Here is a 13905-nt window from a genome sequence, read left to right as displayed (position 1 = left end):
GCAATATTGTCTATCCGGGACTTTTGGACTATAAAAAGACGGCGACTGTTCGGGGCAGTCGCCGTCTCACGGAAGATGATTGTAGTCCATTACACGCGAGCGCGTTCGAGGATGCGATCGAGCGAAAGTTCGTCGGTAGAAGCGACGATGAGGTCTGCATGACCAAGCATCGATTCTTCCCCGACGGCGACAGCAAACATGTTTGCCGCTTTGATTGCAGTTACGCCTGCAGCCGCGTCTTCAACGCCGATGGCGAGTTCGGGTTTCACGCCAAGGGCAGAAGCGGCTTTCAAAAACACTTCGGGGTGTGGTTTTGACTGGGCGACAGTTGCTGCATCGACAATATGGTCGAAGTAATGACGGACACCTAGTGCGTCAACGACCGCAAATGCGTTCTTTGAAGCAGACGCCATTCCGATTTTAAGTCCCGCCTCTTTGATTTCATCCAGGAATGAAACGATGCCAGGAAGAAGATCGTCAGATGAGATATGTTGAATGAGTTCAACGTAATGCTCGTTTTTCTTTTGAGCGAGTTCTTCTTTCTCTTCCGGCGTAAAGTCGTTCTGTTTTCCGCCGAGCGTAAGGATCCGCTCGAGCGATTCAGTCCGACTCACCCCTTTGAGCGTTTCGTTGAATTCGCGGTCAAATGGAATTCCGAGCTCTTCACCGAGCTGCTTCCAAGCGAGGTAATGGTACTCTGCCGTGTCAGTGATGACACCGTCCAAATCGAAAATCACTGCTTCAATCGTTGACATACATGCTTTCCGCCTTTCCTTCAAATGCTTGTGTCGTCAGACTACATTTAGGGAACTTGACAAGTACCCGTCGCACGTTTGGTCAATGATGCAAACGGTTGCACTTGTTCGATTTCTATTATAAATGAAAACGTTATCTTGATGCAACCGTTTTCGCAAAAATCAAAAAAAGAGAAGAGCTCTCTGCTCTCCCCTCTCATTTACAGTTGGATCCCTACGACTTTCACGTTCACCGAACGTGGTGTCATCGCAAGCATCGTGTCCATATCTTGCGTGATTCGCTCTTGAACCGCCGTCACCGTTTTGATGATCGACTGCCCATATGCGATATAAAGTGACAAGTTGATCGTGATGCCTTCTTCTGACTCATCGACTTTCACATGCTTCATGAGCGCACGTTCTGACAATTTCGTGTCTTCTTGCGTGAACGATACGTGTTTCGTTTCTTTGACCGCGACTGCGGCGATCATTTCTACGACATGACGTGAGACGTTCACGTCACCTTCTGTGCTGTGCATTCCATTTTCGTATGGCATAGGGTCACTTCCTTAACTCTAGTTTCGTTTCCTCTTTATAAAGTGTAGCGGAAATGAAGCGTTTAGAAAAGACTTTACCCTTTCACACCCTTCGTATTTTGTACACGCCTCACGTCAATCTCGACGAGCGGACGTAAGAGACGAACCATCGGCGGACTGATAATCACGAGTACCATCACGAATGCGACACCGAACAAGACGAGCAATTGCATCCACGACGTCGGCATGAATCCAGCCGGGACGAACGCCTTCCAAGCGACGACAAAGAATACGTGAACGAGATAGACATATAAGCTATATCGACCAGCCCTCGAGAAGATTGGTAGTCTTCGTCCCGGAATGATGAGCGCGAAGCTGATCGACATGAGAAGTGACACCGTATAGACGATCAAGAATGCGAACGGTCCGCTCCACATCGCCTCCGGCACCGCCGTATCATAAGCGAAGCGGAACTTGAACAAGTTTCCGATGTGATAGAATGCGTCGGCCTGTTGGACGCGCATGGAGATCAATAGGCCAATCGTCAACGTGACAAAGACAATCGCTCCCCCAATCCGGTAACGGTTCCGTTGTTCGGCCCGTTTCGGCAGCTCGAAGAAGTTGAGTGTGTTCCGTTCGGACATCCAGTTCCCAATCAAGAAGAACGGATAGAACATGATCACTTTTCGTAACGCGAAATAACCAGTCGCCTCCGCCTGGAACCCGAACAGGAGCGCAAATAGAAGCGCGTATAGCACATACCCTTTCAGCTGCGTCACGTACGGGGTGATGATGTACCAGAAAATAATCGCCATCAAATACCAGAGTGCCCAATACGGTTTCAACAGATTCAGTCCCGGATTCTCCAACGAGAAAATCGGGATGCCTTCTGTGAAAGCGAACCATGACCCGAGAATGACTTGCCAGATGACGTAGACGACGAACAACTGGATCACACGTAAATAACGGTTCTCCCGATAGAAGTAACCGCTTAGCATAATGAATAACGGCATATGGAAGGTGTACAGGAACAAATACACCCACTTCGGAAGAATGTCGTCATAAGCGCCGCGGACGTCCGTCAACAGGTGACCGAACACGACGAGTAAGACGAGTACTCCCTTAATATTGTCATACCAATAATTTCTCATAACATTCCCTCTAGTTCTTTATGATGATTGCGATGAAGCTGACCTTCATGTTTTCACGTTCAATTCGCACACGGACTGCATGGAAGATCAGATGGAAAAATCCCTCACCTATCATAATCGATTCCCTCGCCAAGTGAAATTACGTTTCAACAAAATTTTCATGTCTTCACTGTCATCATTCCCATAATTCGCGTATTGCAAGCCGAAACGTCAAAAAATCCTCACGATTCAGCACGTTGTGGGCGTATTCAAATAGACGGGATTGGGTACAGTATAGTATAGTAGTGTTACTAAATATTCAGAATATTCTAATAAAGGAGGTGGAGAGAATGGCTTCGATCATCCGGAATCGACATCATATGGTGCACGACCCGAAACGTTCATTCTCTAACTTCGGATTCTGGTGGTTAATCAGCAGCTTTTCCGTCGGGCTACTGATGGTGGCCTTTGAGTCGGTCCGTAACGGGTTCTCTGCCATTCATCCTGTGTTGTCTAGTATGGCCTTCCTCGGTCTCACGTTCGCGCTCGGTGTCTGCGCCAAATTGGTTCGTGACGTCTGGTGGCTCAACTATCTGCTCGAGCGCACCCAAAACCGGTACTTATACATCGGTGGCGACACGCTTCAGAGCTGGCAGTATACGCTCGACTCGATCTGGTTGCTGACGCGAACCTCACAAAAAAAGCTCGGCCGATTGTATATCCAAATCGACCGAACCGTGCATGCTGAGGAAGCGAAACGTCTATTCGCCGCCTATTTGATTGACCGAGGTGTCCTCGTCGTCTATTCTCGTCCGAACAAACCGAAAAAAATGGCTTGAACGAATTAGTCGAGGTGAGCGGCGATCCATGTCCGTGCCGCCTCGACTTCTTCCATGCGCACTTCATGCCCACCCGTATGATAGAAGAGCTCGACGTCCGCTCCGGCATTCCGGAGTGTCGATGTCAGCTCTTCTGTTTCTGCTTTCGGGCAAATCGGGTCGCGCTCTCCTGCCGAGATGAATACGTTCGTACCTGACAAGTCAGGCAATGTGAGCGAACGGTCCGGGACCATCGGATGGAACAAGAGTGAAGCGGCGAATGCCGGCTGACGGTACAGTGCCGAACCGATCAAGTTGGCCCCGTTCGAATATCCGATTGGGATCATCTTGTCGCGTTTGATTCCATATTCCGCTGCCGCATCATCTAAAAACTGAAGGAAGCGTTCTGTCTGTTTCTTTAAATCTTCGAGGTCGAGCACGCCTTCCGCGTGACGACGGAAGAAGCGGGTCATCCCATTCTCAAGGACGTCCCCTCGTAGCGTCAGGACGTTCGATTCCGGTGATAACTCTTTTGCGAGCGGGATCAAGTCTTGCTCGCTCCCCCCTGTTCCGTGCAATAAGACGAGCGTCGTCTCTTTCGTTCCTTGAATGAATTGATGAATCATATCCGTTCTCCTTTCGGGATTGTAATCGTTGGTAGCGTGCGGACAATCTTGTCACGGTCCGCTTCAAGCCATGGTGGTAGGCGTAACGTCTCACCGAGCGTGTCGATGGATTCGTCCACGGTGAACCCAGGTACGTCTGTCGCGAGTTCGTGTAAGATCCGTCCGGCATCGTGGAAATAAACCGAGCGGAAATAGTTTCGTTCCTTCACTTCGGTCGGTCTAAGCCCAAGGTCAAAGATGGCATCTTGCCACGTCGGATAGTGTTCACCGTCCGCGACTCGCCAAGCGATGTGGTGAACCGTCCCCGTTCCGGGCACACCGTTCGGAAGAATCGTCTTTTTGACGTCGATGATGTTCCCATAGTCAGCCGTCCCTTTCAGACGTACCCATTCCTCGTCTTCTCCGACTCGTTCAAATCCAAACAGTTCCGTCAACAAGCGTACGGTCTCGTCTGGTGCTTTTGATAATAATGTCGCGCCCGCGAATCCGACGATCGCCTCATCCTTCGTGACGCCTGGGATGACCCAGCGCGTCTGTTTCGTCGTCGGTCGAGCGACGAGTTCGACGACGAGTCCGTCCGGGTCTTCAAACAGAAGTGACGGCTCTTCGAACCGTTCCGTGGCGACGGTCGCAATTCCATGCTGTTGTAATCTTTCTTCCCAGAACGGTAAACTTCCTGCCGGCACGAGATATGTCGTCACACCGACTTGACCGCTCCCGACCTGTCCTTTCCCTAACCCAGGGATTGGGAAGAAGGTAATGACGGTTCCCGGTGTGCCGACCTCGTCCCCAAAATAGAGATGATACGTACCCGGATCATCAAAATTGACGGTCTGCTTCACGAAACGAAGACCGAGTACTTGTCCATAAAAATCAAGTGTACGTTGCGGGTCTTGTACCATCGATGAGATGTGATGGATGCCTGTAGACTGCGTATTCATTGTCATCCTCCTTCATTATCTTGATTTCAAGATAAATCATTTGTTAGAAAAAGTGAAACTTTTTGCTCACGGTGGCGTACGATAAGAAGAGAGACATTCTAAGGAGGTATAAGAACATGGCATTACAGATTGAACGAGTCACCAAAGAATTCGGTGACTTCACCGCTGTCGACGATCTCACGTTCCGCGTGCCACAAGGAGAGATGTTTGGTCTTCTCGGAGCGAACGGTGCCGGCAAGACGACGACGTTCCGAATGATCCTCGACATTTTGAAACCGACCGATGGAAGCATCACGTGGAACGGCAAAGCGGTCGACCATCGGATTGTCGGATACTTACCCGAGGAACGAGGACTGTACCCGAAGTCACAAGTGCGCGAACAACTCGTCTTTTTAGCCAGTTTGAAAGGCATGCGTTCAAGCGATGCCAAACGTGCGGTCAAATCTTGGCTCGAACGGCTAGAGATTCCTCAGTATGAGACGATGCGCGTCGAACAACTGTCAAAAGGGAATCAGCAGAAGATTCAACTCGTTGCCGCCCTGCTCCACAACCCCGAGCTCGTCATCTTAGATGAGCCGTTCAGTGGACTCGACCCGGTCAACGTCGAGATTCTGAAACGCGAGGTGCTCGCTTTGCGTGACGCTGGAACGACCATCGTCTTCTCGAGTCACCGAATGGAACATGTCGAAGAGCTCTGTCAACATGTCGGGATCTTAAAAGGTGGACGTGCCGTCGTAAGTGGTGACGTGCCGTCCATCAAGTCGCGTTACGCCGAGCCAGCCCTCTTCATCGAGACGGACCAGATTCAAGTGCTCGAATCACTCCCGGTCATCGAGACGATCGAACCGTATAAGTCCGGTCATTTAGTACGTCTACATTCATTTGATGATAGCGACGTCGTCCTATCGACACTCGTTCGCCATCAGGCGAACGTGAAGACGTTCATGCGCCAACCGGTATCGCTCAATGACATCTTTATCAAGGAGGTCGGACAGCATGTTTCATAACTTTGGACCGCTCTATGCATTCACCCTCAAATCGAGGATCCGTTCGAAAGCGTTCGTCATTTCGACGGCGTTGACGATTCTATTCATCTTCGGATTCACGAACATCGACCGCATCATGTCCTCGTTCGAGGATTCAGAACAAGCGAGCGCCCTCGTCGTAACGGAAAACACAGCGCTCGTCGATACGATTCAGTCGCTCGGCTATGAAGACATTGCCACGAGTGACATCACCGAAGAGGAGGCACGCGCCGGAATCAATGACGGCGAATACGGAGTCGTTGCTTTTGTCGACGGTTACGACGCCCGTGTCATCTCGGAACGACCAGAGCAGGAATTCACGACCATCTTGCAAACGTCGCTTCAGCAATTGCGTAATGCGGAATTAATTGAATCAGCCGATGTCGACCCGGCCGTCATCACGGCTCTCAGTGAACCAATCCAGCTCGATGAGTCGTATCTCGGGCGCGGAGGCGAGAACTCGGATGAGCTGCTTTCGTCTTCGGCACTCGTCTATGTCATGTTGATGCTCCTTTACATCTCGATCATTACGTACGGATCGATGATTTCGACAGAAGTGACGACCGAGAAGTCGTCGCGTGTCATGGAATTGATCATCTCGACGACGCATCCGGTGACGCACATGCTCGCCAAAGTGACCGCCATCGGGACGCTCGCCCTCATCCAGATTGGGATTTTCCTTGGGTTTGGTTATGTTAGCGCGAGCGGCAGTGAGTTAGCGACGACCGTCATCGAAAACGCCGGGAATGCGCGAGCTGTCATCTACTTGCTCGTCTTCTTCCTACTCGGTTACTTGTTGTACGCGTCACTCTTCGCCGTCCTCGGCTCGCTCGTCAGCCGCGTCGAAGAATCCCAACAGATGGTCATGCCGGTCATCATGCTTCTCGTAGCAGCGTTCTTAGTGGCGATGTTCGGCTTGAACAATCCGGACGCGACCATCGTGACGATTCTCTCCTTCGTCCCGTTCTTCGCCCCGATGCTCATGTTCCTCCGGGTCATGCTCGTCGATGTGGCGGTGTGGGAGGTCGCCCTCTCGATCGGCTTACTCATCGGAACGATCGGCGTGACGCTTTGGATTGGCTCGAAATTCTATCGTGGCGGCGTCTTATTCTATGGAACGAACGCCATTAAACAATGGCGACAAATATTACAAAACCGCCAATAACGTTTACAGCAAATTCGTTTTCGTTTACTCTAAAGAATGTGCAAAATGAGGAGGAAAACGAACTATGCGATCACGATTACTCGCGGCCTTAATCTTTACGTTTATGACGACGCTCACGACGTTCATCTGTTATACCGTCTTCTTAGACGCGGATGCGTTATGGCAAATCCTGCTTGCGTATGCAGGTAGTACGTTTATCGGAACGCTCGCGTTTTGGTATCCGGTCAGCAGACGTCCACAAACGTCTCGCTTCGGTGGCGCATGGATCGGCATCATGATTACTGCAACGACACTCATTGGCTTCACCGTCATCCGCTTCACATTCCGCGGCGACGCAGCAGCTCTGCTCGACTGGCAAACGGTGCTGGCGAGTCTCGCTTACACGTTCGGGTATGTCGGATGGGTGCTCACAATCTTGAATATCGTGCTCGGCTTTTTACTTGCCGGCACTCGTCCGAAAGTACGCTACGAAGCGCGTCCGATGCGCTGATCAATGAAAAATGACCAGGAGAGTGACTCTCCTGGTCATTTTTTTCGTTCTATATCATTGCAATTTATATGATTTGTCCACGACGCCGTACTCTGCATATTGGAAGGAGTTATCCGCGAACTGGTCAGGGACGAGTCGTTCCACATAACGAGCGAACGGGACGATGTGACGATTTGGATTTGAATCATGGGACCGTCCAAGGTCAAGGACGGCGTCGACGAGTGCTTCGAGGGCGTGGTGCGACGTCGGCTCTTCGTCCTCTCCAAAGATTCGCTGCAATTCCTCTTCATGCATCAAGTCGAAGATGCGCATCCGCTCCTCGAGTTGTCGCTGCATCTCCTCGACGGACTTCCCGTGCATCGCCTCTTCATAGGCGAGCTTCATCTGTTCGATTTCGGGTACTTTCCCTCGCATCAACACTTTGAGCGACTCTCCCGTCCAAATATGACGCGCCAAATAATTGGAATCGATGCGCAGAGCTTCTGCGAGCGCCTCTATGTAAGGCATCGTCGGATAGACCTCACTCAGTTCCGTACGTCGAATAAAATATGGGGCGACGCCGATTTGTTCCGCAAGCGTCTCAATCGATAATCCAGCCCGCTCTCGCAAGATTCGAATCCGGTCCCCGTATCCCCGGTATGGCGCATTTTTACCATCCATCTCATTTCCCCCTTCCCTCTCTTTATTATAATTCCCGAATTCACAAAAAAATACTCGGAAGCATAGGCTCCCGAGTCATGAATCGTTCTCTTATTTCTTCGTCAATTCGACGACTTCTGAAGATCCAGCTGTCACCGTGTCGCCTTCTGCGACAAGTTTGTTCACGCCGAAGCTGTCATGGTTCGTGATGATGATCGGAGTGATTGTCGATGGAGCGTTCGCTTTGATGAAGTCGAGGTCAAACGTGACAAGCGGATCGCCAGCTTTGACAGATTGACCTTCTGTGACGTGTGTCTCGAAGCCTTCACCTTTAAGGTTGACCGTATCCAAACCGATGTGGATCAAGTACTCTGCACCGTTGTCCGCGTTGATACCGATCGCGTGTTTCGTCGGGAATACCGTTGCAATTGTTCCGCTAACTGGTGAAACGACTTTGCCTTCAGTCGGCTCGATCGCAATTCCGTCACCCATCATTTTTTGTGAGAATACTTGGTCAGGTACGTTCGTGATGTCGACGACCTTTCCTGTAAGCGGTGAAACCGCGTTGAGTTGTTCTTCTTTACCACCAAATAGTTTTTTAAAGAATCCCATAGCTTAATCCCTCCAACATGTTCTATTGAATCGAAGTCTTCCCTTTTATACCCGAAAAGCTAAAACTTCAATCCCTACCTTATTAACGGTATAGTAGATATAAGGTAGTGCGAAATCGTTTTACACATCGTAAGAATACGAGTGTGCAATCGCTTTTGCAAGCCCTTTTTACACTTTATAAAAATTTCACACGATGGAGGCGCTTACAATGACGACTTTCACAAAATTGTCATATGAACGGCCCGACTTGGATGCTTTGAACAGCAGATTGTCGGACTATTCTGGCGAATTACAGCAAGCGAGCACACTTGAGGAAGCGAATGAACTCATTCGTCAAATCAACAAGGAACGGAACGATTTTGAGACACAAAGTCAACTCGTCGCGATCCGACACTCGGTCGACACACGCGACGCTTTTTATGAAGAAGAACAATCTTTCTTCGACGATGCACTACCGGTCTATGAGAAAGAGATTCAAGCATACTACCGCGTCTTGACGAACCACGAGCTTCGTTCTGAACTCGAAGCGGAATGGGGTAGCCAGTTGTTCTCTCTCGCCGAGCGTGCACTCGAGACGTTCGAGGAGTCGCTCATCCCGAAATTGCAGGAAGAGAACCGCCTCGCGACGGCTTATCAAAAGGTCATGTCGGCGGCACAGATTGAATTTGACGGCAAGACACTCAACTTGTCACAGTTCGGTCCATACCTTCAGTCACCTGACCGCGATGTCCGTAAAGCCGCATCCGTCGCCCGCTATACATATCTTTCTGACAACGGTGACGAGCTCGACCGGATTTACGGGGAACTCGTACGGGTTCGGACAGAGATTGCCCATGCACTCGGCTTCCCGTCTTTCGTTGAACTCGGTTATGCCCGCATGCAACGCGTTGGATATGACGAGTCGATGGTCGACAACTTCCGCAAACAAGTCCGCGACGTCATCGTCCCGCTCGCTTCTGCGTTAAAAGAGAAGCAGGCGAAACGCATCGGTGTCGATCATCTCTACTATTACGACGAGTCATTCGTCTTCCCTGACGGTAACGCGACACCTCAAGGGGATGAGTCGTTCATCATCGAAGGCGGCAACAAGATGTACCAGGAACTCTCGAACGAGACAGACGAGTTCTTCCAGTACATGCAAGAACGCGGCGCCCTCGATTTGACGGCGAAACCAGGTAAAGCTGGCGGCGGATATTGCACGTACTTGCCTTCTGAAGGTCTCCCGTTCATCTTCTCGAACTTCAATGGGACAGCCGGAGACATCGACGTCCTCACACACGAAGTCGGTCATGCCTTCCAAGTGTACGAGAGCCGTCATTTGACGACTCCGGAATACGCCTTCCCGACGTACGAGGCATGTGAAATCCATTCGATGTCGATGGAATTCTTCTGTTGGCCATGGATGGAGCTCTTCTTCGGCGACCAAGTCGACAAGTACAAGTTCAACCACTTGGCCGGTAGCATGACGTTCCTTCCGTACGGTGTGCTCGTCGACGAGTTTCAACACGTTGTCTACCGCAATCCGGACATGACAGCTGCCGAGCGTCGTCAAGCATGGCGCGACTTGGAGAAGGTGTACCTCCCGCACCGCGATTATGAGACGAACGACTATCTCGAATCAGGTGCATGGTGGCACCAACAAGGACATATCTTCCAAAGTCCGTTCTATTATATCGACTACACGCTCGCGCAAGTGTGTGCGTTCCAGTTCTGGGTACGCATGCATGAAGACCGTGAAGCGGCATGGAGCGATTATCTCACGCTTTGTCAGGCCGGCGGAAGCCGCTCGTTCCTCGAACTCGTCGAACTCGCGGGTCTCAAATCACCATTCGCAGACGGCGTGTTGAAAGAAACGATCGATCAAATCGAAGACTATCTCTTGAAACATCCGCTCGCGAACTAACGAGAAAGACCATCGAAAAAAATCGATGGTCTTTTAGTTTGGATTGATTTCGTTCTGCAGTTCAAACGGCAAGTCTTCTAAATCAATTTGACGACTGTCGAACAGATTGAACTGCTGGAGACGACTTTCCAAATATTTTTGTAGCAGTTCAGCTACCTTCTCTCCGGACAATCCGTTCAAGTCCGGAACCTGCGTCACCGAAAGTTCAATAGTGCGAAGCCCGTAGTCCGGCAGGCGCGATTCGATTTCGGCAAGCTCTTCTTCGGTCAACCGTTTCCCTGTCGTCGTCACGAGAAGGAGATTGTCATCTTCCTGATAGTCCTGACTGATAATGATGGCATCTGAAAATTCTTCTTCGATGAAGTTATTGATTCCCGTCCGGACGATGCTGTCTTGAACGAGCGTCGCGGCTGAAAAGATACTTGGAACGACGATGAGGACAGATAAGGCGATGAGAAGTCGATTAATTTTTTTATGGTTCGCATCCTGTTTCGTCAACACTTGTGAGATGCCCATGAATTTGACCCCGATGAACGTGGCGATGGCGATGAATGCACAGTTGATGACGAACAAATAGCTCGATCCGATTAAGTAGTCGAGATTGCGTGTTGCAATCGAATAACCGACCGTACATAACGGTGGCATCAAGGCGGTCGCGATGGCGACACCTGGGACGATGTTGTTACTCATTTTCTTTTGTGCCCCGATGATCCCAGCGGTCCCCCCGGCGAAGGCGATGATGACATCCCAAATCGTCGGTTCGGTCCGAGCGATGATTTCATTACTCGCATAGGTGATTGGGGAGATAGCGAAATAGATGGTCGCGACGGTGAGACTGACCGCGACTTGGACGAGAAGCAGACGTACGCCTGCACGCAGTAATTTCATGTCATAAAGCGACAAGGCGAGACCGATACTTAAAATCGGTGTCATCAGTGGCGAAATTAACATCGCCCCGATAATGATAGGAATAGAGTTCATATTCAGTCCAATTGAAGCGATGAAGATCGAACACATTAAAATGACGGAATCACTCGGTCGTACCTTTAAATTCGTGTACATCTTGTCTTTGAATTCTTCGGCGGTGTACGTCTGTTCCATTCTGATTTTCAGCTCCCTTGTCGTATCGATATCATCCACAGAAGCAAGCCCTTCCTTTATTTACCCGCAACTCGAAAAAGACAATCGATTTCAGCAAAAGAAAAACTGGACCTTTGATTGGTCCAGTTCACATCATCAAATGACATCTAACGGTTGTTTCGTCGTCGGTGGTGGGAACGCTTCATCGAGCGCCTCGAAATCTTCTTCACTCAAATCGAGCAAGAGCGCTGCCGCATTCTCCTCGACGTGCTCGGCCTGTCCCGCTTTCGGGATGGCGATGACGTGTCCGCTCCGAATCGTCCAGGCGAGTAAGATTTGTGCGACCGAGGCGCTATACGCCTCTGCGATTTGATTGACCGTCTCGTTTTCGAAGACATCTTTTTTCACGTCGCTTCCCTCGGCGAGCGGCGCGTACGCCATGACCGGGATGCCTTGTTCTTTTAGATAAGGAAGCAGGTCATACTCGATCCCTCGACTGCCAAGATGATAGAGCACTTGATTGACCGCGCAGTTGTCTCCGTTCGGTAAGGCGAGAAGTTCTTTCATATCCTCGACATCGAAGTTCGAGACACCCCATGCCCGAATCTTGCCGTCTGCCTTGAGCTGCTCCATTCCTTGAATCGTCTCCTCGAGCGGGGCATCCCCTCGCCAATGGAGTAAGTAAAGGTCGAGATAGTCTGTCCCGAGTCGTTCGAGTGACGCGTCGCATGCTTTGACGAGTTTGTCGCCGTACGCATTGTATGGATACACTTTCGAGACGAGGAAAACGTCTTCGCGTCGGTCTTGAATGGCTTCGCCGACCAACTTTTCGGATTCCCCTTCCCCGTACATCTCAGCCGTATCGATGACATGGAGTCCGCAGTCGAGTCCTGTCCGAAGCGCTTCCACCTCAGCGTCATGCTTCGATTTCTCTTCTCCCATACGCCACGTCCCTTGCCCGAGTGCGCGCATCTCCCGTCCGTCTTTCAATTCGACAACGTTTTGTTTCAATGCCGCGAGTAATAAAGAATGTGGTAGTCGTTGATTCATATCGTTTCCTCCTTTGTCCAAGCCTCATGTAACGGTCCCGTCGTCCCGAAGACAGGGTCGTACGTCGGTTTCTCGACTTGTTCGATTCGCTTTAGGTTGTCCGGACGTTCTTCCGTCTTCCCGGTCAACGTGTCATAGTCGCGACCGTCCGGGTATGCCCCGACGACTTGAAAGTCTGCGCTCGCCTCGATGCGTCGATGTCCTGTCCCCGCCGGCAAGACGAGGACATCCCCTGCACTGACGCGTACGAGATCACCGTTCGTCCCTCCGAGTTGAAGGGTCGCCTCACCATGTAAGACGCCCAACACTTCATGCGTGTTGCTGTGATAGTGATGATAATCGAACACCCCGTTCACCCAACTGTTCGTCCATTCATTATGAGCGAACGTTTCTTGCATCCCGCTCGGGTCATCAAAGACGCTGCGATAGAGAAGCGCCGGATAATCGGGATGATTCGGGATCGAGCCGTCATCTGTAAACAAAAAAGTTTTCAAGTCCATTCTAAAAACCCTCCTTGTCTCTGTCCCTGTACCCGACTTCCCCGCACAAAAAACGGTCGCCCTCTATGGACGACCGTGAATATTATGAGATGACCTCTTCTCCTGACTGGTCGATATGGCACTCCCCCCAGGCGCACATGGCGTCTAAAATCGGTTTAAGTGACCATCCATACTCTGAGAGCGAGTAGATGACTTTCGGTGGGACTTGTTCGTACACCGTACGCACGACGACCCCGTCCGCTTCAAGCTCACGTAATTGTTGAGTGAGCATCTTCTGTGTGATGTTCGGCATGAGTTTACGCAGCTCACTCGTCCGACGCTCTCCTTTGATCAAGTGACACATGATGACGACTTTCCATTTACCACCGATGACGTCAAGTGTCGCTTCGACCGGAATGTTATATGGCATATCATTTCCTCCATTTCTTCCATAGGCACTTTTTAGTGCCTACCGCACTTGAAAGTACGTACTTCTCAAACGGTTTTCATGCCCTTATGATAACGACTATAGCAAATCAATACAAGTTCATTTCGCTCGTAGCACCCTCTTGAGACGGTAAGGTACTTTTTTGACCGTACTGAACAAATAGAGGAAAGCGAGATGTCTTTGCTATCGGGAGACGAAGGGCACTCGTCTTCCACACCATTTTTCATCA

16 protein-coding genes are annotated in these 13905 nt (G+C 50.5%); 5 read left to right on the top strand and 11 right to left on the bottom strand.

Annotation, left to right across the window (positions count from 1 at the left end):
- Window positions 1-89: 89 nt before the first annotated feature.
- From pgmB to ACQKD4_RS03080, 3 genes are all read right to left on the bottom strand, one after another.
- Window positions 90-755: a beta-phosphoglucomutase gene (pgmB, locus tag ACQKD4_RS03090; RefSeq protein ID WP_074033782.1), complete on the bottom strand. Its 666-nt coding sequence runs from the start codon at window positions 753-755 to the stop codon at window positions 90-92.
- Between the two features lie 200 nt (window positions 756-955).
- A complete protein-coding gene (locus ACQKD4_RS03085) occupies window positions 956-1291 on the bottom strand; it encodes an Asp23/Gls24 family envelope stress response protein (RefSeq protein WP_074033784.1) in 336 nt (111 codons plus the stop codon).
- A 74-nt stretch (window positions 1292-1365) separates the two neighbouring features.
- The gene (locus ACQKD4_RS03080) at window positions 1366-2421 is read right to left on the bottom strand and encodes an acyltransferase family protein (protein WP_214693722.1); all 1056 of its coding nucleotides are present in this window, start codon (window positions 2419-2421) and stop codon (window positions 1366-1368) included.
- Between the two features lie 329 nt (window positions 2422-2750).
- Between ACQKD4_RS03080 and ACQKD4_RS03075 the strand changes: the two genes are divergently transcribed.
- The gene (locus tag ACQKD4_RS03075; protein WP_214693723.1) at window positions 2751-3239 is read left to right on the top strand and encodes a hypothetical protein; all 489 of its coding nucleotides are present in this window, start codon (window positions 2751-2753) and stop codon (window positions 3237-3239) included.
- A 5-nt stretch (window positions 3240-3244) separates the two neighbouring features.
- On the opposite strand, the gene ACQKD4_RS03070 is transcribed toward ACQKD4_RS03075, so the two are convergent.
- Both ACQKD4_RS03070 and ACQKD4_RS03065 read right to left on the bottom strand, forming a co-directional pair.
- The gene (locus ACQKD4_RS03070; protein WP_214693725.1) at window positions 3245-3844 is read right to left on the bottom strand and encodes an alpha/beta hydrolase; all 600 of its coding nucleotides are present in this window, start codon (window positions 3842-3844) and stop codon (window positions 3245-3247) included.
- Entirely contained in the window at window positions 3841-4785 is a 945-nt protein-coding gene (locus tag ACQKD4_RS03065; RefSeq protein WP_427372456.1) for a ring-cleaving dioxygenase, read from the bottom strand. Before ACQKD4_RS03065 ends, ACQKD4_RS03070 begins: the two co-directional genes overlap by 4 nt.
- 116 nt (window positions 4786-4901) lie before the next feature.
- Between ACQKD4_RS03065 and ACQKD4_RS03060 the strand changes: the two genes are divergently transcribed.
- From ACQKD4_RS03060 to ACQKD4_RS03050, 3 genes are all read left to right on the top strand, one after another.
- Complete coding sequence (locus ACQKD4_RS03060) at window positions 4902-5792, top strand: ABC transporter ATP-binding protein (RefSeq protein ID WP_214693728.1); 891 nt, start codon at window positions 4902-4904, stop codon at window positions 5790-5792.
- Complete coding sequence (locus tag ACQKD4_RS03055) at window positions 5782-6975, top strand: ABC transporter permease (RefSeq protein WP_427372455.1); 1194 nt, start codon at window positions 5782-5784, stop codon at window positions 6973-6975. The genes ACQKD4_RS03060 and ACQKD4_RS03055 overlap by 11 nt, the downstream gene beginning before the upstream one ends.
- A gap of 64 nt (window positions 6976-7039) precedes the next feature.
- Window positions 7040-7465: a hypothetical protein gene (locus ACQKD4_RS03050; RefSeq protein WP_214693732.1), complete on the top strand. Its 426-nt coding sequence runs from the start codon at window positions 7040-7042 to the stop codon at window positions 7463-7465.
- Between the two features lie 54 nt (window positions 7466-7519).
- Here the strand turns inward: ACQKD4_RS03050 and ACQKD4_RS03045 are convergent, their stop codons facing one another.
- Together ACQKD4_RS03045 and ACQKD4_RS03040 are read right to left on the bottom strand one after the other, a co-directional pair.
- Window positions 7520-8125: a helix-turn-helix domain-containing protein gene (locus ACQKD4_RS03045; protein ID WP_427372454.1), complete on the bottom strand. Its 606-nt coding sequence runs from the start codon at window positions 8123-8125 to the stop codon at window positions 7520-7522.
- Between the two features lie 90 nt (window positions 8126-8215).
- Window positions 8216-8716, bottom strand: coding sequence for a PTS sugar transporter subunit IIA (locus tag ACQKD4_RS03040; protein WP_012727005.1), 501 nt, complete (start codon window positions 8714-8716; stop codon window positions 8216-8218).
- A gap of 208 nt (window positions 8717-8924) precedes the next feature.
- Here ACQKD4_RS03040 and ACQKD4_RS03035 point away from each other — a divergent pair, with 208 nt between their 5' ends.
- Window positions 8925-10619 carry a M3 family oligoendopeptidase gene (locus ACQKD4_RS03035; protein WP_427372453.1) on the top strand — a complete coding sequence of 565 codons (1695 nt, stop codon included), beginning with the start codon at window positions 8925-8927 and terminating at the stop codon, window positions 10617-10619.
- Between the two features lie 33 nt (window positions 10620-10652).
- On the opposite strand, the gene ACQKD4_RS03030 is transcribed toward ACQKD4_RS03035, so the two are convergent.
- From ACQKD4_RS03030 to ACQKD4_RS03015, 4 genes are all read right to left on the bottom strand, one after another.
- Window positions 10653-11720, bottom strand: a complete 1068-nt coding sequence (locus ACQKD4_RS03030; RefSeq protein ID WP_427372452.1) for a DUF389 domain-containing protein — start codon at window positions 11718-11720, stop codon at window positions 10653-10655.
- A gap of 135 nt (window positions 11721-11855) precedes the next feature.
- A complete protein-coding gene (locus ACQKD4_RS03025) occupies window positions 11856-12749 on the bottom strand; it encodes an aldo/keto reductase (RefSeq protein WP_427372451.1) in 894 nt (297 codons plus the stop codon).
- The gene (locus ACQKD4_RS03020) at window positions 12746-13249 is read right to left on the bottom strand and encodes a cupin domain-containing protein (RefSeq protein WP_427372450.1); all 504 of its coding nucleotides are present in this window, start codon (window positions 13247-13249) and stop codon (window positions 12746-12748) included. The genes ACQKD4_RS03025 and ACQKD4_RS03020 overlap by 4 nt, the downstream gene beginning before the upstream one ends.
- Before the next feature lie 82 nt (window positions 13250-13331).
- Complete coding sequence (locus ACQKD4_RS03015; RefSeq protein ID WP_012727011.1) at window positions 13332-13658, bottom strand: winged helix-turn-helix transcriptional regulator; 327 nt, start codon at window positions 13656-13658, stop codon at window positions 13332-13334.
- Between the last annotated feature and the right edge of the window lie 247 nt (window positions 13659-13905).

The organism is Exiguobacterium sp. NPDC077395 (assembly GCF_050269125.1).
In the GTDB taxonomy this organism is placed as follows: Bacteria; Bacillota; Bacilli; order Exiguobacteriales; family Exiguobacteriaceae; genus Exiguobacterium; species Exiguobacterium aestuarii_A.
The sequence above is the reverse complement of the archived record's forward strand: the minus strand, read 5'-3'. Positions and strand labels throughout refer to the sequence as shown.

What these genes read in the sequence shown, in the direction of transcription:
- ACQKD4_RS03025 (WP_427372451.1), bottom strand. Translation starts at nt 12,749, where the DNA reads ATGAATCAACGACTACCACATTCTTTATTACTCGCGGCATTGAAACAA.
- ACQKD4_RS03085 (WP_074033784.1), bottom strand. Translation starts at nt 1,291, where the DNA reads ATGCCATACGAAAATGGAATGCACAGCACAGAAGGTGACGTGAACGTC.
- ACQKD4_RS03050 (WP_214693732.1), top strand. Translation starts at nt 7,040, where the DNA reads ATGCGATCACGATTACTCGCGGCCTTAATCTTTACGTTTATGACGACG.
- ACQKD4_RS03065 (WP_427372456.1), bottom strand. Translation starts at nt 4,785, where the DNA reads ATGAATACGCAGTCTACAGGCATCCATCACATCTCATCGATGGTACAA.
- ACQKD4_RS03040 (WP_012727005.1), bottom strand. Translation starts at nt 8,716, where the DNA reads ATGGGATTCTTTAAAAAACTATTTGGTGGTAAAGAAGAACAACTCAAC.
- ACQKD4_RS03045 (WP_427372454.1), bottom strand. Translation starts at nt 8,125, where the DNA reads ATGGATGGTAAAAATGCGCCATACCGGGGATACGGGGACCGGATTCGA.
- ACQKD4_RS03075 (WP_214693723.1), top strand. Translation starts at nt 2,751, where the DNA reads ATGGCTTCGATCATCCGGAATCGACATCATATGGTGCACGACCCGAAA.
- ACQKD4_RS03015 (WP_012727011.1), bottom strand. Translation starts at nt 13,658, where the DNA reads ATGCCATATAACATTCCGGTCGAAGCGACACTTGACGTCATCGGTGGT.
- ACQKD4_RS03060 (WP_214693728.1), top strand. Translation starts at nt 4,902, where the DNA reads ATGGCATTACAGATTGAACGAGTCACCAAAGAATTCGGTGACTTCACC.
- ACQKD4_RS03055 (WP_427372455.1), top strand. Translation starts at nt 5,782, where the DNA reads ATGTTTCATAACTTTGGACCGCTCTATGCATTCACCCTCAAATCGAGG.
- ACQKD4_RS03020 (WP_427372450.1), bottom strand. Translation starts at nt 13,249, where the DNA reads ATGGACTTGAAAACTTTTTTGTTTACAGATGACGGCTCGATCCCGAAT.
- ACQKD4_RS03070 (WP_214693725.1), bottom strand. Translation starts at nt 3,844, where the DNA reads ATGATTCATCAATTCATTCAAGGAACGAAAGAGACGACGCTCGTCTTA.
- ACQKD4_RS03030 (WP_427372452.1), bottom strand. Translation starts at nt 11,720, where the DNA reads ATGGAACAGACGTACACCGCCGAAGAATTCAAAGACAAGATGTACACG.
- pgmB (WP_074033782.1), bottom strand. Translation starts at nt 755, where the DNA reads ATGTCAACGATTGAAGCAGTGATTTTCGATTTGGACGGTGTCATCACT.
- ACQKD4_RS03035 (WP_427372453.1), top strand. Translation starts at nt 8,925, where the DNA reads ATGACGACTTTCACAAAATTGTCATATGAACGGCCCGACTTGGATGCT.
- ACQKD4_RS03080 (WP_214693722.1), bottom strand. Translation starts at nt 2,421, where the DNA reads ATGAGAAATTATTGGTATGACAATATTAAGGGAGTACTCGTCTTACTC.